Source organism: Streptomyces sp. NPDC058092, assembly GCF_042884935.1.
Lineage (GTDB): Bacteria > Actinomycetota > Actinomycetes > Streptomycetales > Streptomycetaceae > Streptomyces.
This window is the reverse complement of record NZ_JBHVSY010000004.1, coordinates 294250-320607: the sequence shown is the minus strand read 5'-3', so window position 1 is coordinate 320607 and position 26358 is coordinate 294250. Positions and strand designations below refer to the sequence as shown.

General features: G+C 67.6%; 17 protein-coding genes and 1 pseudogene. 6 read left to right on the top strand and 12 right to left on the bottom strand.

Features of this window, described 5'->3' with window-relative positions:
• Nucleotides 1–73 precede the first annotated feature (73 nt).
• The 4 genes from ACFVV1_RS09685 to ngcE form a co-directional block, all read right to left on the bottom strand.
• Nucleotides 74–1273, bottom strand: a complete 1200-nt coding sequence (locus ACFVV1_RS09685) for an ROK family protein (RefSeq protein WP_389987076.1) — start codon at nucleotides 1271–1273, stop codon at nucleotides 74–76.
• A 207-nt stretch (nucleotides 1274–1480) separates the two neighbouring features.
• Nucleotides 1481–2398, bottom strand: coding sequence for a carbohydrate ABC transporter permease (locus tag ACFVV1_RS09680; RefSeq protein ID WP_389987073.1), 918 nt, complete (start codon nucleotides 2396–2398; stop codon nucleotides 1481–1483).
• Between the two features lie 91 nt (nucleotides 2399–2489).
• On the bottom strand, nucleotides 2490–3413 hold the full coding sequence (locus tag ACFVV1_RS09675) for a carbohydrate ABC transporter permease (RefSeq protein WP_389987070.1): 924 nt from the start codon (nucleotides 3411–3413) through the stop codon (nucleotides 2490–2492).
• A 50-nt stretch (nucleotides 3414–3463) separates the two neighbouring features.
• Entirely contained in the window at nucleotides 3464–4912 is a 1449-nt protein-coding gene (gene ngcE / locus ACFVV1_RS09670) for an N-acetylglucosamine/diacetylchitobiose ABC transporter substrate-binding protein (RefSeq protein ID WP_389987067.1), read from the bottom strand.
• A 502-nt stretch (nucleotides 4913–5414) separates the two neighbouring features.
• Here ngcE and ACFVV1_RS09665 point away from each other — a divergent pair.
• Entirely contained in the window at nucleotides 5415–9260 is a 3846-nt protein-coding gene (locus ACFVV1_RS09665) for a GH92 family glycosyl hydrolase (RefSeq protein WP_389987064.1), read from the top strand.
• A gap of 107 nt (nucleotides 9261–9367) precedes the next feature.
• Here the strand turns inward: ACFVV1_RS09665 and ACFVV1_RS09660 are convergent, their stop codons facing one another.
• Nucleotides 9368–10012 (bottom strand): histidine phosphatase family protein, encoded by a 645-nt coding sequence (locus ACFVV1_RS09660; protein WP_389987061.1) that lies wholly within the window; start codon nucleotides 10010–10012, stop codon nucleotides 9368–9370.
• Nucleotides 10013–10199: 187 nt separating this feature from the next.
• Here ACFVV1_RS09660 and ACFVV1_RS09655 point away from each other — a divergent pair, with 187 nt between their 5' ends.
• Together ACFVV1_RS09655 and ACFVV1_RS09650 are read left to right on the top strand one after the other, a co-directional pair.
• Complete coding sequence (locus ACFVV1_RS09655) at nucleotides 10200–10466, top strand: multiprotein-bridging factor 1 family protein (protein ID WP_389987058.1); 267 nt, start codon at nucleotides 10200–10202, stop codon at nucleotides 10464–10466.
• Nucleotides 10463–10660: a DUF397 domain-containing protein gene (locus ACFVV1_RS09650; protein WP_389987054.1), complete on the top strand. Its 198-nt coding sequence runs from the start codon at nucleotides 10463–10465 to the stop codon at nucleotides 10658–10660. Before ACFVV1_RS09655 ends, ACFVV1_RS09650 begins: the two co-directional genes overlap by 4 nt.
• Nucleotides 10661–10917: 257 nt before the next feature.
• Here ACFVV1_RS09650 and ACFVV1_RS09645 read toward each other — a convergent pair whose 3' ends face one another.
• The gene (locus ACFVV1_RS09645) at nucleotides 10918–13770 is read right to left on the bottom strand and encodes a BTAD domain-containing putative transcriptional regulator (RefSeq protein WP_389987051.1); all 2853 of its coding nucleotides are present in this window, start codon (nucleotides 13768–13770) and stop codon (nucleotides 10918–10920) included.
• A 215-nt stretch (nucleotides 13771–13985) separates the two neighbouring features.
• Between ACFVV1_RS09645 and ACFVV1_RS09640 the strand changes: the two genes are divergently transcribed.
• On the top strand, nucleotides 13986–14750 hold the full coding sequence (locus ACFVV1_RS09640) for a CHAP domain-containing protein (RefSeq protein WP_389987048.1): 765 nt from the start codon (nucleotides 13986–13988) through the stop codon (nucleotides 14748–14750).
• 89 nt (nucleotides 14751–14839) lie between these two features.
• Here ACFVV1_RS09640 and acnA read toward each other — a convergent pair whose 3' ends face one another.
• Entirely contained in the window at nucleotides 14840–17554 is a 2715-nt protein-coding gene (gene acnA / locus ACFVV1_RS09635; protein ID WP_389987045.1) for an aconitate hydratase AcnA, read from the bottom strand.
• 589 nt (nucleotides 17555–18143) lie between these two features.
• Here acnA and ACFVV1_RS09630 point away from each other — a divergent pair.
• On the top strand, nucleotides 18144–18872 hold the full coding sequence (locus ACFVV1_RS09630) for a TnsA-like heteromeric transposase endonuclease subunit (RefSeq protein WP_389987042.1): 729 nt from the start codon (nucleotides 18144–18146) through the stop codon (nucleotides 18870–18872).
• Here the strand turns inward: ACFVV1_RS09630 and ACFVV1_RS09625 are convergent.
• From ACFVV1_RS09625 to ACFVV1_RS09610, 4 genes and pseudogenes are all read right to left on the bottom strand, one after another.
• A pseudogene (locus tag ACFVV1_RS09625) lies at nucleotides 18805–19089 on the bottom strand (transposase); the annotation flags it as partial. The gene ACFVV1_RS09630 and the pseudogene ACFVV1_RS09625 sit on opposite strands and share 68 nt — an antisense overlap.
• Before the next feature lie 37 nt (nucleotides 19090–19126).
• Nucleotides 19127–19381 (bottom strand): DUF6332 family protein, encoded by a 255-nt coding sequence (locus tag ACFVV1_RS09620; RefSeq protein WP_389987039.1) that lies wholly within the window; start codon nucleotides 19379–19381, stop codon nucleotides 19127–19129.
• Nucleotides 19382–19717: 336 nt separating this feature from the next.
• On the bottom strand, nucleotides 19718–20497 hold the full coding sequence (locus ACFVV1_RS09615) for an alpha/beta fold hydrolase (RefSeq protein ID WP_389987036.1): 780 nt from the start codon (nucleotides 20495–20497) through the stop codon (nucleotides 19718–19720).
• Nucleotides 20498–20659: 162 nt separating this feature from the next.
• Nucleotides 20660–21916 (bottom strand): amidohydrolase, encoded by a 1257-nt coding sequence (locus tag ACFVV1_RS09610; RefSeq protein ID WP_389987033.1) that lies wholly within the window; start codon nucleotides 21914–21916, stop codon nucleotides 20660–20662.
• 502 nt (nucleotides 21917–22418) lie between these two features.
• Between ACFVV1_RS09610 and ACFVV1_RS09605 the strand changes: the two genes are divergently transcribed.
• Complete coding sequence (locus tag ACFVV1_RS09605) at nucleotides 22419–23948, top strand: helix-turn-helix domain-containing protein (protein WP_389987030.1); 1530 nt, start codon at nucleotides 22419–22421, stop codon at nucleotides 23946–23948.
• Nucleotides 23949–24108: 160 nt separating this feature from the next.
• Here ACFVV1_RS09605 and ACFVV1_RS09600 read toward each other — a convergent pair whose 3' ends face one another.
• A complete protein-coding gene (locus ACFVV1_RS09600) occupies nucleotides 24109–26349 on the bottom strand; it encodes a UvrD-helicase domain-containing protein (protein ID WP_389987329.1) in 2241 nt (746 codons plus the stop codon).
• Between the last annotated feature and the right edge of the window lie 9 nt (nucleotides 26350–26358).

Here is a 26358-nt window from a genome sequence, read left to right as displayed (position 1 = left end):
GAAGTCAACTCGGCTGCGACGTCAGCGTCAAGGAGTAAATCCTTAACGAGATGACAACGGTGCCATTCGTTATCTAAGTGAAGGCGGGGGCGTTCGACGACAGGGCGCTTCCCAAAAGGGTTGAATCCCCCATCTCGCTCAGCACCAGGGCCAGCGCACCCAGCACTTCGGCCCGGCTGCCGAGCGCCCCCGGCAGCACCGAGAGCTGCCGGGCGGCGCTGGGAATGGCGTAGCGCGAGACCGAGTCGCGGATCGGAGCGAGCACCAACTCGCCCGCCTCGGCCAGCGAACCGCCGAGCACCACCCGGCTGGGGTTGAGCAGATTGCAGAGGTTGGCCACCCCGCTGCCGATGTGGCGCCCGACGTCCGCGATCACCCGGCGGCAGCCCGGATCGCCCTCGCGGGCCAGCTGGACCACCCGCTCCATGGTGAGATCGGGCCCGTGACTGGGCTGGAGCAGCGGCAGGACGTAACGCGCGGCGGTGAACGTCTCCAGGCATCCGCGGTTGCCGCAGCGGCAGACCGGGCCCGATTCGTCGAGCGTGATGTGCCCGATCTCGCCGGCCGTACCGCCCGGCCCCCGGTAGATGTGCCCGTCGATCACCAGACCGGCGCCGACACCGCTGGCGACCTTGATGTACGCGAGGTCGTTGACCCCGCGGCCGCTTCCCCAGACCAGCTCGCCGAGCGCGCCGAGGTTGGCGTCGTTGTCGACGTACACCGGCACGCCGAGCCGGCCCGCGAGCTCCTCGCTGGGGTTGATGCCCGTCCAGCCCGGCAGGATCGACGTGGAGCCCAGCGTGCCGGACTCGACGTCGATCGGGCCGGGAACACCGAGACCCACCCCGATCACCTTGTCCGGGCTGATCCCGGTCGTCTCGATGAGCCGTTTGACCAGGCGCTCCGCCCGTCCGAACCCCTCCGCCGCCGAGGCGTCGACATCCATCGGCTCGGACTCCTCGGCGAGCACCTGGTGCGCGAGGTTGCCGATCGCCACCCGCAGATGCGTATGACCGAAGTCGACGCCGATCACAATGCCGGCGTCACCGCTGAGCGAGACGCTGCGGGCCCGTCGGCCGCCCGCCGAGGTGGGGGTCACCTCGACCGTGCCGCCATCCTTCAGTTCGCGAACGATGTTGGAGACGGTGGCCGCTGACAGGCCGGTGCTCCGTGCGATCTCCGCCTGGGTGAGCGAGCCCGCCATGCGTACCGCGCGCACCACCCGCTCAAGGTTGGCGCGATGCAGAGATGTCTGCGAACCCGGAGTCTCCATCGACTCTCTCACTCCTACCGATTTCTCTAACATGTGAACTCTAAGCTGAGCGTTTTGAGGTACTCCCCGTCAAGACCTTGAGCATGCGAAGCCTCGGATGAGCACCACGCCCGCGCCTGGGGCGCCCGTCCCGCACACACGAACCGCCCGCCGGCGCAGGGCCGGCGGGCGGTTCGTGTGTGCGGGGTGTACGGACGTTCTCCGGGGTTACTTCACCGCACCCGCGGTGAGCCCGGCGACGACCTGGCGCTGGAAGATGATGTAGGCCGCGAGGACCGGCAGCATCGCCATCACCAGACCGGCGAAGAGACCGGACCAGTCACCCTTGTACCCCTGGCTGGTGGCCAGTTCGATCAGGCCCTGGGAGAGCACCCGGTGGTTCGGATCGGTGTTGAGCACCGTCGGCAGCATGTACTGGTTCCACTGCCCGAGGAAGTTGAAGATACCGACGCTGATCAGGCCGGGCTTCGCCATCGGCAGCATCACCTGGAAGAACGTCCGGGTGTGCGAGGCCCCGTCGATCATCGCCGCTTCCGCCACCGAGCTCGGCAGTGTCCGGAAGAACGAGGTGAGGAAGAAGACGGTGAATGGCAGCGAATACGCGATGTAGACCATGATCAGTCCGTGCCGCGTGTTCAGCAGGCCCATGTTGTTCATGACGAAGAACAGCGGGACCAGCGCCAGGATGATCGGGAAGCTCATCCCGCCGATGAACAGGTAGTAGAGGAAGCGGTTGCCGGGGAAGTCGAACCGCGCCAGTACGTACGCCGCCATCGACCCGAGCAGCAGGGTTCCGACGAGCGAGCAGCCCACCACCACGACGGTGTTGAAGAAGTAGTCGCTCATGTGCGCCTGGTTCCAGGCGCGCGACCAGTTGTCGAAGTGCAGCTTGTCGGGCAGTGCCCACGGCGTCGACAGGATCGAGTCGTCCGTCTTGAAGGACGCCATCACCGCCCAGAGCAGCGGCAGGACGACCAGGATCGCCCAGATGATCAGCACACCGTGCGAGAAGACATTGAGGACCTGGCCCTCGCTGCTCTTCTTCTTGGCGGCGGGCGCGGGCGCCTTGGCCACCGGGGCCGGGTCGGCCGCCGGTGCCGCGGGAGGGGTGTCAGTCGTCTTCACGTGTACTCACCTCGTACTTTCGAGCCGGACGCGGAGACCGACCTGTGGTGCCTGCCGGTGATCCGGGGGCCGGCCCCCGTCAGTCGCAGCATCAGAACTCCAGCCGCTCGCGCCGGCCCAGTCGCATCACGATGGCGGCGAAGGCCATGGTGACGATGAGCAGTCCGACACCGATCGTTGTCGCGTATCCGGCCTGCCCGTCGCGGAAGGCCGTCTGGTACACGTACAGCGGCAGGACCGTGGTCGAGTAGTCGGGACCCCCGGGGCCCACGGTCATGACCTGTACGGCGGTGAACGCCTCCACGCCGAGAGCCAGGATCCCCATGTACACCCAGCCCGACTGCACCGTGTCCCAGAGCAGCGGAAGCGTGATGCGGAAGAACGTGGTGAAGCGGTTGGCGCCGTCGAGGAGCGCCGCCTCGTAGAAGTCCTTGGGGATGGACGCCATTCCCGCGGAGAACAGGACGACGAAGAATCCGACCGTCGACCAGACCAGCACCGACATGACGCAGATGAGCGCGAGACTCGGATCGCCCAGCCAGTCCGGCTGGATGGATCCCAGACCGATCGCCTTCAGCGTCGAATTCAGCATCCCGCTGGTGGGGTTGAAAGCGAACTGGAAGAGCAGGGCGACGATGACGATCGAGAGCACCTGCGGGAAGAAATAGGCGATCTTGTAGAAGGACGAGCCCCGCACGCCGGAGACCGCGGCGTTCTTGCGCCGCCGGCCTCCGACATTGAGCATGAAGGCGAAGAAGAGCGCCAGGCCCAGCGTCACCAGCGGCAGCAGCAGCACAAGCAACACGCTGTGCTGCAACGACTTCCAGAAGATGTCGTCCTTCAGCATCCTCGTGTAGTTGTCGAACCCGACCATCTTGAAGTCCGGGCTCAGGCCGGTCCAGTCCGTGAACGAGTAGTAAATGGACTGGATGAACGGCCAAATGACGAAGACCGCGTACAACGCCAGTGGGACTGCCAGGAACCCCACGATGAAACGGTACTTGCCATGCTGCATCGTTTACCGACCCCGATCTTTCCGCGGGTGCCGCCGCTGGTGACGGTTGCTCACTGGTGCTTGTAGTGCTTGATGGACTGGTCCTTGGCCGTCGCGTCGGCGAAGGCCTGGATCTTCTTGATGGTTTCCGCCGGGGTCGCGCGGCCGGCCATCATCTCGCCGATGCCGGCGATGCCGATCTGCTCCTTCTGGAGCTTCGCGTACCAGCCCTCCAGACGCGGGTTCACCACGTTGTCGCCGGCCTTCTTCAGCGAGTCGACACCGGCCTGCATGGCGGTCGACAGGGTCAGACCGTCGGTACCGCCGTTGAAGGCGGTGAGCGACTTGACCTGCTTGGTGAAGCTCTTCGAGGACTCCTCGGAGAGCATGATGCGCAGCTGCTCCATGCCGCCCTCGGGGTTCTTCGCCTTCGCCGGGACGATGAAGGGCTCACCGCCGGACGCCCAGATGGTGCCGAACGGGAGCTTGTCGGACGAGTCCAGGCTGGACGGCGGCGCGACCATCATCTTGAAGTCCTTGGGCGTGGTCGGCGCCGCCTCGTTCTCCACCCACGAACCGTTCGGGATGAAGAGCGCCTTGCCCTTGGTCCACTCGGTCTGCGACTGGATGTGGGTCAGGCCGGGGGTGCCCTTGAGGACGTACCCCTTCTGGTACAGCTCGTAGTACGCCTCGAACGCCGCCTTGACCGCGGGGTCCTTCCAGGCGTTCGGCTCCAGGTTGTCGATCTTGTCGAGAACCTCCCGGCCACCGATCTTGGCGATGAACGGGTAGAGCGAGAACGGCAGGTAGTACGGGTACTTGCCGGGGTACGTCCAGCCGGCGATGCCCTTCTTCTTCGCCTTGGCGCAGAGGGCGAGCATGTCGTCCCAGTTCTCGGGGTACTGCGCGTCGAGGTTGTCGAGCGCGGTCTGCGAGTACCAGACGCCATACACCGTGTACGCGTAGTACATGACCCAGACCGGGTCACCGTCGAACTGGCCCATCTCCAGGACACCCGGGCGCAGCGTGTCGCGGACCTTCTTGCTGGGGTCGTCGACGGACGGGGCGTCCATCAGCGGCGTGAGGTCGAACAGCTGCTTCTTGCCGACCAGGACACCCATGTCCATCTGCTCGGCACCCGAGTTGTCGATCAGGTCCGGCGGGGTGCCACCGTTGAAGCGCGGCTGCAGCTGCGTCGCGATCTTCTGGGTCACGACGTGCTTGACCTTCGGAGCCTTCGGGAACGCCGCGTTGTACTTCTTCTCCGCGTCGATCGCGTACTGCTCGCCGAAGCCGCCGTTGAAGATGACGACTTCGAGGGGAGCCGTCTCGTTGACGCCGAGCGGGTTCGTCTTGCTGGTCTTGCCCTTCTCGACCTTCTTGTCGCCGCTGCTGTCGCTGCTCGCACACGCCGACAGGAAGCTCATTGTCGGAACGGTGATCAGACCGAGTGCGGCAGATCGCTTGATCACATCGCGACGGCCAAGGCCCTCATTCTTGTGGGCGGAGGTGGATCCCATGCTCAAGTCCTCGCCTTCTCCAGGACTCAGGCGGTGTGTACCGGTCGCCCGTCGATATTCGCCAGACAGGCGAAGGGCCCCGCCACCGCGGTCAGTTGCGCTTGGGTAGTGCTGATTTCAGGCTAGCCATGTGCAGTGGGGGGTGAGGGAGTTCGGACATCGGATCGCACGTGTCGTGCCGTCCTCGGTCGTTCCCCCGTGTCCCCCTGTCCGCGTCGCCGGAAACGGCGGTGCAGACGCCGACAGGTATAGTCCACTTGCGACCAACTGAGCAAGATCGAATGCAAGTTTGAGCAGCAGTCTTTCCCGAGTTGAGACCTCGCGGATACCTGGACCCCGTGCGTCCCGATCCGGGTGTAACGATTTCCGCATTACGGTCGATTCCGCTGGCGATTCACGCCCAACGCTCTTGACACATCACGGCACTTGGCTCCCTACTGGACCTTGCGCAACTCGGTGACAACGTTGTCCAAGCGTACTTCCTCGGGAGGAATGGCTCGGCATGCAGCCCCGACATGGTTCTCGCAAGAGACAAAGCCGTACGGCCGCGCTGATCGCGGCTTCACTGGTTCTGGTCGTGACAGCCCCCACCGCGGCCGCCGCGCAGTCGGCACGGACAGGAGAAAAGGACCAAAGCGCCTTGGGGGAACGGACATTCAGTTCTTCTTTCGAAGCGGATGAAAAGCAGCCGGACTGGCGCAACACCGTCGAAGAAGGCCCGGACGGAAAGAAGCGGTCATCGGGTGTCGATGGCGGCTTCTCCGCTGGAATACCGGGCAATGTGACCGACAAGGTGACAGACGTCCGCGCCGGCGGCGAGAACACCGGCGGCGGGGAGGTGAAGGAGAACCTGATCGACGGGGAGCCCGGCACCAAGTGGCTGACCTTCGAGCCCACCGGCTGGGTCGAGTTCGATCTCGTCGAACCGGTCAAGGTCGTCACATACGCGCTGACGTCGGCCAATGACCACGCCGAGCGCGACCCGAAGGACTGGACCCTGCAGGGCTCCGCCGACGGCAAGACGTGGAAGGACGTGGACTCCCGGACCGGCGAGACCTTCACCGAGCGGTTCCAGACAAAGTCGTACGATGTCACATCCGACACGGCATACCAGCACTACCGCCTGCAGATCACGAAGAACAATGGCGCCTCCGACGCGACCCAGCTCGCGGACGTCCAGTTCTCCGACGGCGACACCTCGGCCCCGGCCCCCGACTCGATGCGCAGCCAGGCCGACCGCGGCCCGTCCGGCTCCCCCACCGCCAAGGCGGGCGCGGGCTTCACCGGCAAGAAGGCCCTGCGGTACGCCGGTACGCACAAGGCGGACGGCCGGGCCTACTCGTACAACAAGATCTTCGATGTAAACACGGCTGTCACCCGTGACACCTCACTGTCATATTTGATCTATCCCCAGATGGGCGAGACCGACCTCTCGTACCCGGCGACGCATGTCTCGGTGGACCTGGCGTTCACGGACGGCACGTACCTGAGCGATCTGCGGGCGACCGACAGCAACGGCGGCCCGCTGACCCCGCAGGGCCAGGCCGATGCCAAGCGGCTGTACGTCAACCAGTGGAACAAGGTCGACTCGGTGATCGGCACCGTCGCGGCGGGCAAGACCGTCGACCGGATTCTGGTGGCGTACGACTCCCCCAAGGGTCCGGCGAAGTTCCAGGGTTGGATCGACGACATCAAGATCGCCCCGAAGGCACCCGAGAAGCGCCGCCCGCACCTCTCCGACTACGCGTCGACGGTCCGTGGCACCAACTCCAGTGGTGGTTTCTCGCGCGGCAACAACTTCCCCGCCACCGCGGTCCCGAACGGCTTCAACTTCTGGACGCCGGTCACCAACGCCGGGTCGACCAGTTGGCTGTACGACTACGCGCGCGGTAACAACGACGACAACCTGCCCACGCTCCAGGCGTTCAGCGCCAGCCATGAGCCGAGCCCCTGGATGGGCGACCGGCAGACCTTCCAGCTGATGCCGTCGGCGGTCTCCGGCACTCCGGACGCCTCGCGCAAGGCGCGTGCGCTGCCGTTCCACCACGAGAACGAGACGGCGAAGCCGCACTACTACGGTGTGACCTTCGACAACGGCCTCAAGGCCGAGATGACACCGACCGACCACGCGGCCCGGATGAGGTTCACCTACCCCGGCGACGACGCGAGCGTCGTCTTCGACAACGTCTCCAACGACGGTGGCCTCACCCTCGATCCGGACACCAGCTCCTTCACCGGCTTCTCCGACGTGAAGAGCGGCGGCTCGACCGGCGCGACCCGGCTCTTCGTCTACGGCGTCTTCGACGCGCCGGTCACCGCGAGCGGCAAGCTGTCCGGCGGCGGCGGTGACGATGTCACGGGGTACCTCCGCTTCGACGCGGGCAAGGACCGCACGGTCGGCCTGCGCCTGGCGACCTCACTCATCAGCATCGACCAGGCGAAGCAGAACCTCGCCGCCGAGATCCCCGCCGCCCGCTCCTTCGGCGCGGTCGAGGACCGGGCACAGCGGGCCTGGGACGGCATCCTGGGCAAGGTGGAGGTCGAGGGCGCCACGGCCGACCAGCTGACCACCCTGTACTCCAGCCTGTACCGGCTGTACCTGTACCCGAACTCGGGCTTCGAGAAGGTCGGCGGCAAGGACAAGTACGCCAGCCCCTTCTCGCCGCAGGCCGGCTCCGACACCCCGACCCACACGGGTGCGAAGATCGTCGACGGCAAGGTGTACGTCAACAACGGCTTCTGGGACACCTACCGGACGACGTGGCCCGCGTACTCCCTCCTGACACCGGGCAGGGCCGGTGAGATGGTGGACGGCTTCGTCCAGCAGTACAAGGACGGCGGCTGGATCTCCCGCTGGTCCTCCCCCGGCTACGCCGACCTGATGACCGGCACCTCCTCGGACGTCGCGTTCGCCGACGCGTACGTCAAGGGCGTGAAGTTCGATGCCGAGGCGGCGTACGACGCGGCGCTGAAGAACGCCACCGTGGTCCCGCCGTCCTCGGGCGTCGGCCGCAAGGGCATGGCGACGTCCCCGTTCGTCGGCTACGCGAACACCGCCACGCACGAGGGCCTCTCCTGGTCGCTGGAGGGCTACCTCAACGACTACGGCATCGCGCAGATGGGCCGGGCGCTCTACAAGAAGACGAAGAAGGACCGGTACAAGGAGGAGTCCGCGTACTTCCTGAACCGCGCCCGCAACTACGTCGGACTCTTCGACAGCAGGGCCGGCTTCTTCCAGGGCAGGGACGTCAAGGGCGACTGGCGGCTCCCGTCGGACCGGTACGACCCGCGGGTCTGGGGCTACGACTACACGGAGACGAACGGCTGGGGCTACGCCTTCACGGCGCCGCAGGACAGCCGGGGCCTGGCGAACCTGTACGGCGGGCGCGCCGGCCTGGCGAAGAAGCTCGACACGTACTTCGCCACGCCGGAGACGGCCGGCCCCGAGTTCGTCGGCTCGTACGGCGGTGTCATCCACGAGATGACCGAGGCGCGTGACGTACGGATGGGGCAGTACGGCCACAGCAACCAGGTCGCGCACCATGTCACCTACATGTACGACGCGGCTTCGCAGCCCTGGAAGACGCAGGAGAAGGTCCGCGAGGTCCTGGGCCGCCTCTACACCGGCAGCGAGATCGGGCAGGGGTACCACGGCGACGAGGACAACGGCGAGCAGTCGGCCTGGTACCTCTTCTCCTCGCTCGGCTTCTACCCGCTCGTCATGGGCAGCGGCGAGTACGCGATCGGCTCCCCGCTCTTCAAGAAGACCACGGTCCATCTGGAGAACGGCCACGACCTGGTCGTCAGGGCGCCGAAGAACAGCGCGAAGAACATCTATGTGCAGGGCCTGAAGGTCAACGGCAAGAAGTGGACCTCCACTTCACTGCCGCACGACCTGCTGGCCAAGGGCGGTGTGCTGGACTTCGACATGGGCGCCGAGCCGTCGTCGTGGGGCACCGGCAAGGACGCGGCGCCGACTTCGATCACCACGGACGACAAGGTGGCGACGCCGAAGGCGGACGTACTGAAGGGCGAGGGCGCCCTGTTCGACAACACGTCGGCCACGTCGGCGACGGTCACCTCGGTGGATCTGCCGGTGGCCTCGGCCACGGACGCGGCCCAGTACACGCTGACATCGAGCGCGGCGGACAGGGCCCCGACGGGCTGGGTCCTCCAGGGCTCGTCGGACGGCACGACATGGAAGGACCTCGACAAGCGGTCGGGCCAGTCGTTCGCCTGGGACAGGCAGACGAGGGTGTTCTCGGTGGGCGCGCCGGGCTCGTACGCGCACTACCGCCTGGTATTCGCCGGTGAAGGGACGCTCGCGGAGGTGGAGTTGCTCTCCTGACCCGGGTGGTCTGCCCGCGTCACGGCCGACGGCCGGTACCTCACCCCGAGGTACCGGCCGTCGGCCTGCTCGTGGGGCAGCCGCGCGACGGCACGGCCGGGCTCCGCTCAGTCCCGCTCCGGGCCTTCCGGAACGGCCCGAGGGAAGAAGCTCTCGGGCAATGTCACATTCCACGCCGTCAGAACCGGCCTGCCGTGCTCGGTGCCGAGCCGCGAGACCGCCCCCGTCGCGAGCTGGAACAGCGTGCCCTCGGCCGGGGTCAGGCCGAGATAGCGGGCGGTGAGCACGCGCAGGAAGTGGGAGTGGGCGACGAGCGCGATGTCCTCGTCCGTATCGCGGCTCGCGTCCCGCACGACCTCCGCCAGCACCCGGTCGGCACGCGCACCGACTTCGGCGGGTGTCTCGCCGGGATGCGCCTCGGGGCCGGGGGCGACCCCGTCGGTCCACAGATTCCACTCGGGGCGGGTGCGGCGGATCTCCTCGGTGGTCACCCCTTCGTAGCCGCCGTAGTCCCACTCACGCAGCTCGGGTGTGATGCGGGGCGCGGTGAGCCCGGCGAGCTCCGCGGTGCGCCGGGCGCGTACCGAGGGACTGACCAGGGTGAGCGCGATCTGCCGGTCGGCGAGCAGCGGGGCCAGGGCGCGGGCCTGATGTTCGCCGAAGGGGGTCAGGGGCAGATCGGTGTGGCTCGTGTGCTGCCCGGACCGTGACCACTCGGTCTCACCGTGCCGGATCAGGATCAACTCGCCCATGATGGTTCCGCTCTTTCTGTGCCGATGCCGCTGTCGCTGTCGTGAACCCGCGGGCCCACGATCGCATTCCACCGGGCCGGCGACGGGTGCGGCTCGCCCTCGGGGCCCGGGCAGCGGTGGACACCTGCGGGTGGCGCCTTCCAGGTTTCCCGGTGCGATGCATCCGCGCGCCGCTGCATTGCGGCCTATGCCGCAGCCCAAGTATCTCGACCCGTACACCGACGCCCGTTCCTTCTACGGTTCCGAGTTGCGCCGCTTGCGTGAGGCCGCCGGGATGTCCCGGAGCGAGCTGGGCGACAAGGTGTTCTGCTCGGGTACGTACATCGGGCTGTTCGAAGATGCGGCTCTGGTGGCGCAGTATCGATCGGCATACGATCTGGCCAGGGCCGTCGCACTGTCGCCGGAGGCGTCCCTGGCACTGATCGCCTCGGCGGCGGAGGACTGCGACCGATGAACAGCACGCCCGACCTCAGCCGTGCCGCTTGGCGAACTTCGTCCTACAGCAACGGAGATGGCGGAAGCTGCGTCGAGGTCGCCGACAACGTCCCCGGCTTCGTCCCCGTGCGCGACACCAAACTGACCAACAGCCCGGTCCTGCCCTTCCGTGCACCGGTCTGGGCGGCCTTCGTGCAGAGCCTCAAGCGCTAGAGCGGCAACCTCAGCCGCTGCGCCCGACGCGAAGGGCCGTACTCACAACGCGGATCCGTCGTCGGCGAGGAATTCGCGGAACCGCTGCATGAGCACCCTTCGGGAAAGCAGGTGACGACCCCATGGGGCACTCGCCGCACGACGGCGTGCCCGGGGCCGAAGTGGCGACGGTCGCCGGCCGGGGTTCATACGATCGGCCCGGGGCCTCGCCGGTCAACTCATTTCCGACACCACGTCATCGTGGCCGAACAGCGAGGCTAAGGGCTGTCCGGACCGTCCGGATCCGGTGGACCGTCGAGTTCGCGCAGGAGTGCACGGACTTGGTTCACTTCGGGATGGGGAGCGTTGATTTCAAGGTAGATGCCGAGGGCCTCGCGCAAGGCGCCCCTGGCCGTTTCGACGGCTTCCGTCGCACGGTAGGTCTGGCCCAGGTGGACCAGTGTCAAGGCCTCGTTGTAGCGGTGCTCCAGTGCACGGTTGAGGTCCAGGCTGTGCTGGTAGCAGTCGATGGCCTTCGTGTGTTCGCCGAGTTGGTGGTAGGCGTAGCCAAGGGTGTCCCAGGTGTTGGCCTGGCCTCGCTCGTCGCCCAGCTCCCGCTGGATGGCCAGCGCCTCCTGGCAGCGGCGTACCGACGCGGTATGGTCCCCGAGCTGGGTGTGGTCCCAGGCCACCGCGTTCAGAGCGCGGGCCCGTCCAGGGAGGTTTCCGATCGAGGTGAACTGTTCGACGGCTCTCTGATCGTGCCGCAGAGCGGCGAGCTGGTCACCGTCGCGCTCGTACAGCCAGCCCAGGGCGAGGTGGGTGTGGGCGGCAGAGAGGAGATCGCCGTTCGTCTCCGCGAGGGCCAGCGCGTGGGCCAGTTCCTGGTGGGCTTCCGCGTAGCGCCCAGTCTCCGTGCAGGCCCAGGCGAGCGCGCGACGGGACTCCGCCTGGGCGGCCGGATCCCCGAGGCGAACCGCGGCGGCGAGCGCGGTGCTGTGCACGGCGGTGACGTCGGCCCACCACGCCCGGCGGGCGAGAAAGGTGGTGATCGCCCATGCCATCCGCCATGCCTGGGCATCGCGTCCGGCGCGTACCGCGTGGTTGACGGCCACTGTCAGCACGGTGTGCTCGCGCGCGAACCACGCCATGGCCTGCTCGGCGTCGGCGAATTCCTCAAGGCGCGTGCCGTCCGCCGGCGCCGCCGGCGCGAGCGGGTCGCGGTAGGGCAGCAGGAGCCGGTCGGCCGCGTACGCGGTATGCGCGTAGTGGTCGAGAACGCGGGTGAGTGCCGCATCCGCTTCACCGGCGGGGGCGACGGTCTCCGCCAGCTCCAGGGCATACGCCCGCAACAGGTCGTGGCAGGTGAAGCGGCCGGGGACGCGTTCCTGGACGAGGTGGTGGGCCTGGAGGCGGTGCAGCCGGGTACGGAGGCGGGGAAGCGGCAGGCCGGTGAGACTGGCGGTGGCGGGCAGGCCGATGTCCGCCCCGGGTGCCTGGGCGATCTGCCGGAACACCCGGGCGGAATCGGTGTCGAGTGCGAGATAGGAGGAGGCGAAGACGATCCGTATGTCACCGTTCGCCTCGCCCGTCTCCAGGGCGTCCAGCGGGGTCTCCGCTTCCCGGAGTTCGGACGCCAGGGCGGTCAGGGTGAGCATCGGGTTCGTGGTGAGGCGGGCGGCGAGGACGCTGATGGCGATGGGGAGCCCGGCGCAGTGGTGGAGGAGTTCCGTCGCCGCCGCGGGTTCCGCGGCGATCCGGTCGGCACCGATGCGGCGGACGAGCAGGTCGCGCGCCTCGGCGCGGTCGAGCGTCTCCAAGGTGAGCTGGACGGCGCCGTGGGAGGCGGCCAGGCCGGGAAGCCGGTGTCGGCTCGTGATCAGGACCGTGCAGGTGGGGCTGCCCGGTAACAGGGGCACCACCTGGTCGGTGTCACGGACGTTGTCGAGCATGATGAGCAGGCGCCGGCCTGCCGTGAGGCTTCGGTACAGCGCGGCCTGGGACTGGGGGGTGGCGGGAAGGCTCCCGGGATCGACGCCGAGGGCTTCCAGGAAACCGCGCATGACCGTGTACGGGTCGGCCGGTTCACCGGAGGGGGTGAAGCCCCGCAGATCGGCGAACAGCTGACCGTCGGGGAAGCGCTCTTGCCAGCCATGGGCCCAGCGCAGTGCCAGCGAGGTCTTACCGACGCCGCCGGTGCCGCAGATCGCGGCGATCAGCACGGTCCCGCTGTGCGGCTCGCCTTGCGGTGCCAACAGTTTGTCCAGGCGCACCAGTTCACTGTCCCGGCCGGCCAGCAGAGGCGGCGGAGCGGGCAGTTGTCTGGGGTGTGTCGTGGTGGTGTGCACCGGGTCGGACGCGGCGTCGCGCGTCGGCGGGGCGAGCCGCGGATCCGAGATCAGGATCTGCTGGTGCAGGCTCCGCAGCGGCGGCGCCGGGTCGATGCCCAACTCCTCGACGAGACGACGACGCAGGTCCTGGTAGTGGTTGAGGGCGTCGGCGGGGCGTCCGCCGCGGTAGAGGGCGAGCATCAGCTGTCCGGCAAGCCGTTCGTCCAGAGGGTTGTCCTCGGCGAGGCCGGCCAGCACGGTCACCAGCTCGGTGTGGAGCCCGCGGCGCAGCTGGAGATCGCTCCAGTCCAGCACGGCCGCGAGGCGTTCGACCTGCGCCGCCTCGCGCCGGGAGTTGAACCACGGGGTGTCCATGCCGGGGCACAGGTCGCCCTGCCAGGTAGCGAGAGCCTCCTCGAAGAGGCGCGCCGCCGCTGTCTTGTCCCCCGCCTGCGCGGTGGTCCTGGCCCTGGCGGAGAGGGCCTGGAAGCGGTGCAGGTCGGCAGTCGTGGCGGCGACGGTCAGTACGTATCCTCCCGACCGCCGCGCGATCCGCGCGTCCTGGCCCGCGGCGCGTAACGCCTGGCGCAGCCTGGAGAGGTAGCTGTACAGCGTCGGCCGGGCGCGTTGCGGGGCTCGCTCTCCCCAGACCCGGTCCACGAGTTCGTCCGCCGTGACCACTTGGTCGGCTTCGAGCAGCAGCACGGCCAGAACGCGCTGCTGCTGTGCGGGCCCCAGGTCCAGCCGTTGGCCGTCGACCCGGGCCTCGACCCCTCCCAGCACGCGGAACTCCACGGCCACGCCACCCACCCCCCGGCGCGATCCTAGACCGAGGCCGAGGGCTCCGAGCAGCTGTTTCAAGCTCTTTCCAAGGTTGGGACAGGGTCGGCCGAGCACGGTGGTGGTCATCCCGTCGGACAGGTTCGGTGACGGGCTGCCGGAGGAGACAGCGAAGCCGGCAGCCGAGGACCCGCCTGCCGAGGAGCAGGACGACATTCCGAACTCAAGGAGCACACATGCGTATTCGCCATGCCCTGGCGACGGCGGGTCTCAGCACCGCGCTCACCCTGGGGGTCGCGACGTACCCCGCGACCGCGGTCCAGGCCGGCACCGCCGGCACGGTCGGCACCGCCAGCACGGTCGGCAACAAGATAGCCGCGCAGGCGCTCGGCCAGTACACCAGCACCAACGCCGAGGTGAAGAAGCGCAAGTTCGAGGGCGCGGCCAACGGCGCCAACGCCAAGAACAACTGCAACTTCTACACCGGCTTCTGGACCGACTCGCGCAACCGCCGCTTCGACGGCACGAGCGCCTCGCGCACCGGTACCAACCGCGCCACCTGCGGCACGAGCAAGGGCTACATGTATGTCAAGAAAAACAAGACCTGGGTCAAGACCTGGACCCCCGTGAAGTGGAAGTCCCGCGCCTGGTGCTCCGACTTCGCGAAGTACACCTGGTACTGGGGCGGCGCGAAGGTCACGGGGCTCAACGCGTCCGCCGCTTCCTTCCGCGACTACGGGCGTACCAACCACACCTGGCACTCTCGCGCCGACGTGGCAAAAAAGGGCGGCTACGTGCCCAAGAAGGGCGATGTCGTCAGCTACGACTGGGACAGGAACGGTGTCATCGACCACGTCGGTGTCCTCACCGCGTACAGCACCAAGTACAAGGCGTACTTCTCCGTCGAGGGCAACTCCAGCGAGAAGCTCAACTACAAGAACACCAAGCAGTCGGCGGTGGCATCGTACGTCGTCGGCTACACCTCGCCCAAGTCGCTCTGACGGTGACCGCGCAACGGTGAGCCGGTACGGGAAAGGGCCGCACCCCTTCGTCCTGCGAAGAGGTGCGGCCCACTGCCCTGCCGGATCGTCTACTTGCGGATCAGGCTGCGGAGCACGTACTGCATGATGCCGCCGTTGCGGTAGTAGTCCGCCTCACCGGGGGTGTCGATGCGGACGACCGCGTCGAACTCCACACCGGTGTCGGTGGTGACCTTGACCGTGCGCGGCGTGGTGCCGTTGTTCAGCTCGGTGACGCCGGTGAAGGAGAAGGTCTCCTCGCCGGTCAGACCGAGGGCCTCGGCGGTCGCGCCCTCCGGGAACTGGAGCGGGAGGACGCCCATGCCGATGAGGTTCGAGCGGTGGATGCGCTCGTAGGACTCGGCGATGACGGCCTTGACGCCGAGGAGCGCGGTGCCCTTGGCGGCCCAGTCGCGGGACGAGCCGGAGCCGTACTCCTTGCCCGCCAGGATGACGAGCGGGATGCCCGCGGCCTGGTAGTTCTGCGAGGCGTCGTAGATGAACGACACCGGAGCGTCCGCCTGGGTGAAGTCGCGGGTGAAGCCACCCTCGGTGCCCGGGGCGATCTGGTTGCGCAGGCGGATGTTCGCGAAGGTGCCGCGAATCATGACCTCGTGGTTACCACGGCGCGAGCCGTAGGAGTTGAAGTCACGGCGCTCGACGCCGTGCTCCGTGAGGTACTTGCCGGCCGGGGTGTCGGCCTTGATCGCACCGGCCGGGGAGATGTGGTCGGTGGTCACCGAGTCGCCCAGCTTGGCGAGCACCCGGGCGCCGGAGATGTTCTCGACCGGGGTCGTCTCCATCGTCATGCCCTCGAAGTACGGGGGCTTGCGCACGTAGGTGGACTGCGAGTCCCACTCGAAGGTGTTGCCGGTCGGGATCGACAGCGCCTGCCACTGGGCGTCGCCCGCGAAGACGTCCCGGTAGGACTTGTTGAACATGTCCTCGCCGATGGAGTTGGCGACGACGTCGTTGACCTCGGCCTCGGAGGGCCAGATGTCCGCGAGGTAGACCGGCTTGCCGTCCTGGTCGATGCCCAGGGCGTCCTTGGTGATGTCGACCTTCATCGAACCGGCGAGGGCGTACGCGACGACCAGCGGCGGGGAGGCCAGGTAGTTCATCTTGACGTCGGGGTTGATCCGGCCCTCGAAGTTACGGTTGCCGGAGAGCACCGAGGTCACGGCCAGATCGTGCTCGTTGACCGCCTTGGAGACCTCCTCCGGCAGCGGGCCGGAGTTGCCGATGCAGGTGGTGCAGCCGTAGCCGACGAGGTTGAAGCCGACCTTGTCGAGGTACGGGGTCAGGCCCGCCTTGTCGAAGTAGTCGGTGACGACCTTCGAGCCCGGGGCGAGGGTGGTCTTGACCCACGGCTTGCGGGTCAGGCCCTTCTCGACCGCCTTCTTCGCCACGAGCGCCGCGGCGACCATGACGTACGGGTTCGAGGTGTTGGTGCAGGAGGTGATCGCGGCGACGGTGACGGCGCCGTGGTCGATCTCGTACGTCGTGCCGTCGGGGGCCGTGACCGTGGTCGGGCGCGTCGGGACACCGTTGGAGGAGGCCGGGGCGTCGGAGGCCGGGAAGGACTCCTTGCCCGACTCCTCGTCCTCGGAGACGTAGTTGCGCACGTCCTGGGCGAACTGCTCCTTGGCGTTCGCGAGGACGATGCGGTCCTGCGGGCGCTTCGGGCCGGCGATCGACGGGACGACCGTCGACAGGTCCAGCTCCAGCTTCTCGGAGAAGTCCGGCTCGGCGGCCGGGTCGAGCCAGAGGCCCTGCTCCTTGGCGTACGCCTCGACGAGCGCGACCTGCTGCTCGTCACGGCCGGTCAGACGCAGGTACTTCAGCGTCTCGTCGTCGATCGGGAAGATCGCGGCGGTGGAGCCGAACTCCGGCGACATGTTGCCGATGGTGGCGCGGTTCGCGAGGGAGGTGGCGGCGACGCCCTCTCCGTAGAACTCGACGAACTTGCCGACGACGCCGTGCTTGCGGAGCATCTCGGTGATGGTCAGCACGAGGTCGGTGGCGGTGGTGCCGGGCTTCAGCTCGCCGGTCAGCTTGAAGCCGACGACGCGCGGGATGAGCATGGAGACCGGCTGGCCGAGCATCGCGGCCTCGGCCTCGATGCCACCGACGCCCCAGCCCAGCACACCGAGGCCGTTGACCATGGTGGTGTGCGAGTCGGTGCCGACGAGGGTGTCGGGGTACGCCTGGCCACCCCGGACCATGACCGTACGGGCCAGGTGCTCGATGTTGACCTGGTGGACGATGCCGGTGCCCGGGGGGACGACCTTGAACTCGTCGAAGGCGGTCTGGCCCCAGCGCAGGAACTGGTAGCGCTCCTTGTTGCGGCCGTACTCCAGCTCGACGTTCTGCGCGAACGCGTCGTTGGTGCCGAACTTGTCGGCGATGACGGAGTGGTCGATGACCAGCTCGGCCGGGGCGAGGGGGTTGATCTTGGCCGGGTCACCGCCCAGCTCCTTGACGGCCTCACGCATGGTGGCGAGGTCCACGACACACGGCACACCGGTGAAGTCCTGCATGATCACGCGGGCCGGCGTGAACTGGATCTCCTGGCTGGGCTGCGCCTGGGAGTCCCAGCCGCCGAGCGCCCGGATGTGGTCGGCGGTGATGTTCGCGCCGTCCTCGGTGCGGAGCAGGTTCTCCAGCAGCACCTTCAGGCTGTAAGGGAGGCGCGCGGAGCCCTCGACCTTGTCCAGCTTGAAGATCTCGTACGACTCGTCGCCCACGCGCAGCGTGCTGCGGGCGTCGAAGCTGTTCGCCGACACGACAGTCTCCTTCATCAATGTGCGCGTACTCCGCGCCGCGCCTCATTACGGCGGGCGCCGCGTGGTGCCGCCTACGGCCCCTCGACCATCCGCTGAGGCAAGGCTTAGTTAGGCAACCCTTACCTCGTGGCGGACTGCGGTGCGCCTTCGGCATATATCTCGATGTCGAGATAACTCTAGTACATCACCGTAGCGCGGTCATGTGCGGGCACCGCTGATCTCTCGCAGCGAAGGTTGAGCGTCGTCACCGAAGGTTGGTGACCGCTGGGTTTTCTCACCGAAGGTTGAGTGATCGTTTAAGGCTGACTGTCTGGGGAGACGGTGGGGGAACCGGTACGCGCGTACGTCGATCCTGTGCTGGGCGCCTTTGACCTGGACTTCTTCGACAGCGGTCGGCGTCGTCGCACCGTGTTGGGCTCCGAGTGGGGTGTCCGGTTCGAGGACGTAGCGCCCGTACGCGGGTTACCGGTGGAACAAAGGTGACCGCAGCTTCGCGGGCTGGTACTACGCGGTGACCACCGGCGGCCATGTGGGCTACGAGTCGTGACTGGAGCGGGACCGGCTGATCCTGCTGGACTTCGCCCCGGACGTGGTGGAGATCGCCACACAGCCGTTTTGGCTGCACTGGCGCGAGGAGGAAGAGAAGCGGCGGCACGCGCCTGACTACTTCGTACGGCCGGCCGACGGACGCGCCCGGGTGGCCGATGTCCGTGCCGAGGACGATGTCGACGAGCGGACCGCGGAAGCGTTCGCCGCGACCGAGCGGGCCTGTTCGGCGGTGGGTTGGGAGTTTGCGCACGTCGGTGTCCCGGATCCGGTGTTCATGGCGAATCTGCGGTGGCTGGCCCGCTACCGGCACGGGCGGTGCGGCCGTGAGACCGACGTCGTCGAGCGTCTGGTGGAGGTCTTCCGGCAGCCTCATGGGCTGCGGGCAGGAGCCAGGGAGGCCGGGGACGTCCTGCGTGTCCTGCCGGCGCTGTTCCACCTGATGTGGACCGGGGTACTACGCGCTGACCTCGGCGGGGCCTTGCTGGCCGGTGGCACGGTGGTGCACACATCGGATGGAACTGCCACCGGGCCTCAGTCGGAGAGTCGGAGCCCCGGCTTGCTGCTGCGTCCGCGGCCGGGCACCCGCGGTGAAGGGAGCCAGATGCGCAGGCTGTCGAGGCCGGCTGCGATCGGAGTGGGCGATCTGGTCCGGTTCGCCGGACAAGTGCGGGCGGTGCTCGCAGTGTCCGCTCGGGCGGTGACGAGCCGAGTTCGTCGAGGACCAGACGATGCAGCTTCGCCCATACCCTGGCCTTCGACCACTCAGTGAACCGGCGGTGCGCCGTAGCCCCGGACGGCCCGAACGACGCGGCGGGCAGCTGCTGCCACGTGCACCCAGGGGTTGCCACGAACACGATCGCCGCCAGCACCTCACGGTCGCCATGCCGACGCCGACCGCCACCCTGAGGCCGCGAGGGTGCCTCCGGCACCACACGCTGGAACAACTCCCACAACTCATCCGGCACCAGCCGCTGAACAATCCCCACGCCGGCAGGCTACCGACCCCAAGGAGGAGGCCCGCAGTCAGTGACCTCTACGGCGCTGTGCGTCGAACCGACGCAGCACCCGCACCAGACGCCACACTCCGGCCGCCGCTCCGAGCAGCGCACCCCCCACCAACGCGCCCTTCCACGCTGGACCGGAGACGCCAAAAGCTAGTGCGAGAGCCAGAGCGACGGCAAAGACCGCCGCAGCCAGCACGACGGCAGTCACCAGAGCAAAAACGATCTCCACCGTCATTGCGTCCTTTTCCCACCGCGACTCACGCCCCATATCCATGCTGCAAGTCTCACATCACGGTCAAGCCATTGCGCCTGGACCGAACAGCACCTGGCTCTCACTCGTCGAGGCGCACTAACCAATTGAGATGACTTCTAAAACCGGGCCGCATGAACCAAATACGTCTGACCTGCTCCCCCTCCTGCTGCACCAAGCTCTACCACATGCGCAAACAAGCACGGCTCCACCAGCATTCGAGCGACAAAGGCGCACCCGAAACAAGGTAGTTGCCATGCCGGGGCAAGGGACCGAGCTGGCCGCTGGATCTTGTGAAGCAGCAAGTGTCCGCGATGAGGCAGGCTGCTTTTCACTAACGACGATTCAGCACCTTTTCCGTCAACAGTCCTCGATGACGACCCTTTGCTTCCCATTCGGAAGGTTGGCCCAACCAGCATATTTTGTCTCAGGTTTGAGATCATTACAGCCATCTCCCGATGGCCGCAGGAACTTCAGAACCACCTCCGCGAATGCTTCCGGCTCGGCATGGTGGACAAGATGCCCGGCTGGAATTGTGATGACTCGCCCCTGAGCAACACGGCCCGCCAACTCAGCGATCCCCGCCTGGGGGACATGGCTTCCCTGACCGCCGGCCACAACCAGGGTTTCCGCCGTGATCTCGCTGAGTCGCTCCAACCACTCCGGATCGGGCGTGTCGACCTGCCTCCTGACTGCCAGCACCATCTCCCAGTCGAACGTCAGCTTTCCATCCGGCCTGGTCGGAGTGGACTGCTTTCGGGGCCGCGGCACCCCAACGTCCTCCAGGACGAGCCTGCCCACGCGCTGCGGATGCTCCTCGGCGAACAAATAGGCAACGATCCCACCCATCGAGTGCCCTATCAGATCCACCCGGCCAAGAGCCAGCGCATCCAGAAAGCCGAGTACGTCATCCCGCATCAATTGCAGCGAGTATTCCCCCGGCCAATCACTTCGGCCATGGCCACGAAGATCAAGGGCATAGACCCGCCAACCACCGGCGAAGACCGGCGCAACGACGTCCCAGTCCGCAGCATCCTCCCCCAGAGCATGCAACAGGAGGAGCGGCGGAGCATCCGGCGGCCCCGAGACCTGATAAGCAAGCCGGACCCCTGCAACGTCAACCGAGCGGTGATCAGTCATGCGCGAAACATAGCGAGAGACCGCCCTCACGAACGCGACGTTCACCAGAGGCCGAACCAGCCGCCGCACACTCACTCAGCCTTCGATGAGAATCGCTCAACCTTCACTGCGACAGGTCAACCGCGGCCGACCGCCATTCGCGGCGGGGCGCCGGCCACCGGGTCACCTGCCGAGCCACGCGAGGGCGGCGACCGTCAGCGCGCTGACACCGGTGTCCAGGGTCGGCTGGACGACAGGGGCAAAGGCGGGGCTGTGGTTGACCGGGATGTCCTGGGCGACGGTCCCGTGCCCGGCGGCCTCGGCGTACAGGTCGGGGTCGATGCCTCCGATGCCCCAGTAGGTGAACGGTGCGCCGAACGCCTTGGGGATCTCACTCATGTCCTCGCTGGCGGTCTGCAGGTCGATGGTGTGCGCGTCGTCGCCGAAGTGGGCGGCGAACGCCTCGGCGACGCGCCGGGTGGGCGCCTCGTCATTGACCGTGGGAGGGAAGGTGGCGGTCCTCTCGATCTCGGGTGCCCTCGGTGATCGGGACGCCTGGCTCTCGGCCTCGACGATCCGCTCGATCGCGTTCAGGACCTGGGTGCGCGAGGTGTCGTCGTAGGTACGGACGTTGAGCTGGATCACCGCGCGGTCGGGGATGACGTTGGGGCCGGTGCCGGCATGGATGCTGCCCACGGTGACGACGGCCGGGGTGGTGGCGGCCAGTTCCCGGGAGACGATGGTCTGCAGGCGCACGACGACCATCGCGGCCATCACCACGGGGTCGACGGCGGCCTGGGGCATGGAGCCGTGCGCGCCCCGGCCGTGCACGGTGATGCGCAGGCTGTCGGCGGCCGACAGGAACGATCCGGAGCGAGTGCCCACATAGCCGGCCGGATAGGGCAGGACGTGTTGGGCGAGTACCACGTCGGGTCGGGGGACCTTCGACGTCAAGCCGTCGTCGATCATGGCGTCGGCGCCGTCACCGTTCTCCTCCGAGGGCTGGAAGAGCGCTACGAAGGTGCCTCGCCAGGCGTCCTTGGCCTGGGCCATCAGCCGTGCGCAGCCGATCAGACAGGTCACGTGCACATCGTGCCCGCAGGCGTGCATCACGGGCTGCTCGGTGCCGTCGTCGCCGGTCGCCGTGGCCGTGGAGGCGTAGGGCAGACCGGTCTGTTCGCGCACCGGGAGGGCGTCCATGTCGGCGCGGGCCATGACGATCGGGCCCTCGCCGTTGACCAGGATGCCGATCACCCCGGTTCCGCCGATGCCTTCGGTGACGTCGTAGCCGAAGTTCCGCAAGGCGTCGGCCGCCTTCTTCGCCGTGCGGTGCTCGCGCAAGCCGAGTTCGGGGTGTCTGTGCAGGTCCTTGTAGATGCCCTCCAGATCGGAGCCGATGCCGTCGAGGCCTGCCAGCACGGTGTGGGTACGGTCGGTCATGGAGGCTCCTCGCGCGAGTGGGACTCTCCCCCGCGGCACGTCCCGCCGAAGAAATCGACATCACGGACATCGTGGATACAGGGCGAGCCTAGTCCGGGCTTCCGTGGCCGTCAGTCCGGTGACCGCCGGACCTGTGCGCCCCGGCCGGTCGGGCCGTTCGGTGGTCTCGCCGCCGCACTCCTCCCGTCGCCCGACGGACACAGCGGTCGCGCGGTGGGCGCGGGAAAGCACCGCCTGCGGCGGGACGACGCGATCCTGGCCGAAGGCGGCTTCGAGGGCTGACCCGGGGGCCGGCCGAGGCCGGTGTACGTCCACCCCGGACGGACGTACACCGCGCGCCGTCCCGACGAGCCCGGTGGAGCATGGAACGCACGGCACATCCGTGACTCGCACCGTTCGTCACGCGCTCGCGGCCGGACCATTGCCGTGCCTGCACACGGCCGTCACCCGAACGGCCCACCCCGCCCCAGGTCTCATCTCATATCTGAGATAACCTTTCGTCATGTCAGACGACTACCTCGTACGCATCGGCAAGCTCATCCGTGACGCGCGTCAGCATCGTGGCTGGACACAGAGCCAGCTCGCCGAAGCGCTCGCCACCAGTCAGAGCGCCGTCAATCGCATCGAGCGCGGCAACCAGAACATCAGCCTTGAGATGATCGCGCGCATCGGTGAAGCACTCGACAGCGAGATCGTGTCGCTCGGCTACGCCGGGCCCATGCACCTGCGGGTGGTCGGCGGGCGTCGGCTCTCGGGCTCCATCGACGTCAAGACGAGCAAGAACGCGTGCGTGGCGCTGCTCTGCGCCTCACTGCTCAACAGGGGCCGTACGGTGCTGCGCCGCGTGGCCCGCATCGAGGAGGTCTACCGCCTCCTGGAGGTGCTGAACTCCATCGGCGTGCGGACCCGGTGGATCAACGAGGGGATCGATCTGGAGATCGTCCCGCCCGCCCGGCTCGACATGGACGCCATCGACGCGGACGCCGCCCGCCGGACCCGCTCCATCATCATGTTCCTCGGCCCGCTGCTGCACCGGATGGACACGTTCAAGCTTCCGTACGCGGGCGGCTGCGACCTCGGTACGCGGACCATCGAGCCGCACATGATCGCGCTGCGCCGGTTCGGGCTGGAGATTGCCGCGACCGAGGGGCTCTACCACGCGCAGATAGACCACTCGGTCACGCCCGACCGTCCCATCGTGCTCACCGAGCGCGGGGACACCGTGACCGAGAACGCACTGCTGGCCGCCGCCCGGCACGACGGCACGACCGTCATCCGTAACGCATCCTCCAACTACATGGTGCAGGACCTGTGCTTCTTCCTGGAGGCACTGGGCATACGCGTGGACGGCATCGGCACGACGACACTGACCGTGCACGGCGCTCCGCACATAGATGTGGACGTCGACTACTCCCCCTCCGAAGACCCGGTCGAGGCGATGAGTCTGCTCGCCGCCGCCGTGGTGACGGAGTCCGAGCTGACGATCCGCCGGGTACCGATCGAGTTCCTGGAGATCGAGCTCGCGGTACTGGAAGAGATGGGCGTCGACTGCGACCGTACGACGGAGTACGCCGCCGACAACGGCCGTACCAGGCTGGTCGACCTCACGGTCCGCCCCTCCAAACTGGAGGCGCCGATCGACAAGATTCACCCCATGCCGTTCCCCGGGCTCAACATCGACAATGTGCCCTTCTTCGCGGCCATCGCCGCCTCCGCTCAGGGCCAGACCCTCATCCACGACTGGGTCTACGACAACCGGGCCATCTACCTCACTGACCTGAACCGCCTCGGCGGCAGGCTGCAGCTCCTGGACCCGCACCGGGTACTCGTCGAGGGCCCGACCCGCTGGCGCGCCGCTGAGATGATGTGCCCGCCCGCGTTGCGGCCCGCCGTGGTGGTGCTGCTCGCCATGATGGCGGCGGAGGGCACGTCCGTACTGCGCAACGTGTATGTCATCAACCGCGGTTACGAGGAGCTGGCGGAGCGGCTCAACTCCGTGGGCGCGCAGATCGAGATCTTCCGCGACATCTGATCGGGTCCTGCCCGAAGGGCCACTGCACCCCACCTGACCAGCGTAATTGCAGGTTTCACCGAGGGGCGGTGACACCCGTGAGACTTTGGGACTTTACGCCCGAGGCCGGGAGGCTCCGTCCCGATGCGTGATCCCGCTCCAACGTCCTGCGGTGTGGCGGTCACTGGTTCCGATCGGTGGCAGCCGCCCGCAAGGGCGTCAGGAAACGGCTCGGCTCTCCGTTCCACGAGATCGCGAGGGCGTCCCGCGCGCGGGTCACCGCGACGAAGAGCAGCGAGCGGGCGCGCTGCAGTTCGCGCTTGTGGCGGGTGCGGTCGGTGCGTTCCCACTGGTCCACCGACGCCCGGGGGACCAGGCCCTCAGAGACGCCCGCGATGATCATGCGCTGGTATTCCAGGCCCTTGAAGCGGTACATGGTGCCGATATGTACTCCCTCAGGCTTCTTCGGGCCTTCCGGGGTGATCTCGGTCGGCTCAATGCCCCGTTGCTTCAGCCGGTAGGCGACCTGGGTGACCATGTCGTTCGTGGGGACGCAGACCGCCACCGATTCGCGGGGGGCGTCGTGCCAGGCAAGTACCTGGTCGGCCACCAGGTCCAGCTCCTCCTCCCAGCTCCGCGCGGAGCGCAGGGTGGGGCGCAGGCCGTGCAGCACGGAGCGGTAGCCGGACAGTTCATCGGTGTCGCCGTCGAGGTCGTCGTACTCCGTGCCGTCCAGGACGCCGAGTGCCGAGCCCAGGATCTCGCGGGTCGTGCGGTAGCTGAGGGTGAGTTTGGCCGATCTGCCACGGATGTTGATGCCGAGGCTGCCGAGGGTGACCTGGTTGTCGTAGATGCGCTGGTGGGTGTCGCCGACGAGGAAGATGTCGTCGGGCCCGGTGGGGACCATGGCCCGCAGCATCTTCCAGTGGGCGGGGCTCAGATCCTGTGCCTCGTCGACGACGATGTGCCGGTAGCGGTAACGCAGCCAGGCGCCGGTGCCGGATTCGACGTGGATGTTGCCGAGGCCACCGTTGTCGTCCTTCGTCTGCTGGGCCTCGTCGATCTTGGCCTTACGGGCGATCTCCAGCCGAGCCGCGCGTTCGGCGACCTGCCGGTGGGTCTCCAGGCCCTTGAGGTCGAGGCGTTGAGTGAAGCGTTCCGTGAGCTGCCAGATCTGGGCCCGTTCGGCACGATTCACGCTGCGTCCACGTCCGGCTCGGCGGGCCTGGAAGTAGTCGGAGCGGGTGTGTGCGGCCTGGCCGAGGACCACCTGGTTCCACTCGTCGCTCAGGAATTCGGCCTCCCAGCGGCTCTCGCCGGCTTCGACCAGCATCTGCCGCCATTCGCGCAGGGCCTGGCCGTCGTCGATGCGCCGCTTGGCACTGCCGGGGTCGGCTTCCCGTACGACCCGGGTCGCCAGCTGGTCGACGTGGACGATCTCCACGCGGGCCAGTGTGTCGAGGCCGCCGAGGGAGAGCAGCCGCGCACGAAGGTCGGCGGCGAGGTTCTTGTTGAAAGTGGTGAACAGGACCGGCTTGGTGTGGCCGGACGGCAACTGATCGACCAGGTGCTTGACCCGGTGGAGCGCCACGATGGTCTTGCCCGTGCCGGGGCCGCCGCCGACCTTGGCGGAGCCGCTGTAGGTACGGTCCACAAGTTTGCGCTGGGTCGGGTGGAGGAAGATCTTCCAGCGACCGAAGTTGCCTTCCTCGATGATGCTCTGCAGAGACTCGTCGTCGGTGATGACGACGGCCGGTGAGCGTTCACCGGCCGCCTGCCAGTCGTCCACGTCGAACGCCTGATCCGACGCGGCGACGGCAACGGGTTCGGTGACCTGTTGCCTGACCAGCTCGTACGGCGTGCCGTCCCGCAGTCGGAGGAGGACCTCGGCAGTGTGCCGGGGGGCGTATGTGGCGAGGCCCCGGACCTCGTCGTCGGTGGTCAGTTTCAGGACGATGGAGATGAGGGGCTCGGCGACCCCGAGTCCTGCGAGCTGTTCGGCGCGGTAGTCGGCGAACAACGGCCGGGGGCTGTCCGGGTGGGGCGCTGTCTCCTCGGGCACGGCGTCCGCGACGTCCTTGAGGTCGACGTAGTCGATCGCGCCGGTGATCCGGTTGATGCCGTAGGCGAGCCGGTCGACATGCTCGCCGATGTGCTCCCGGTGCTTGACGGAGACGAGCAGCCAGTCGTTGTCCGTCAGGCGCAGGAGCAGCGCCCGGTAGGTGTGGTCCTGGCGGTCCACCCATGCCGACCACAGGCGTCCGTCGTCCGTGTGCTGTCTGAGGTCGAAGCCCCCGGAGCGGGGGTCCTTGCGGAAGTCGCGCTGAAAGCCGTACACCGCCCCGAGGGTCTTCTGATCGAGCTCGGCGATCTCCCGGTCCGCCTTGTCGAGCAGACGCAGGGTGACGCCTTCCGCGGGCACGGCGGGGCT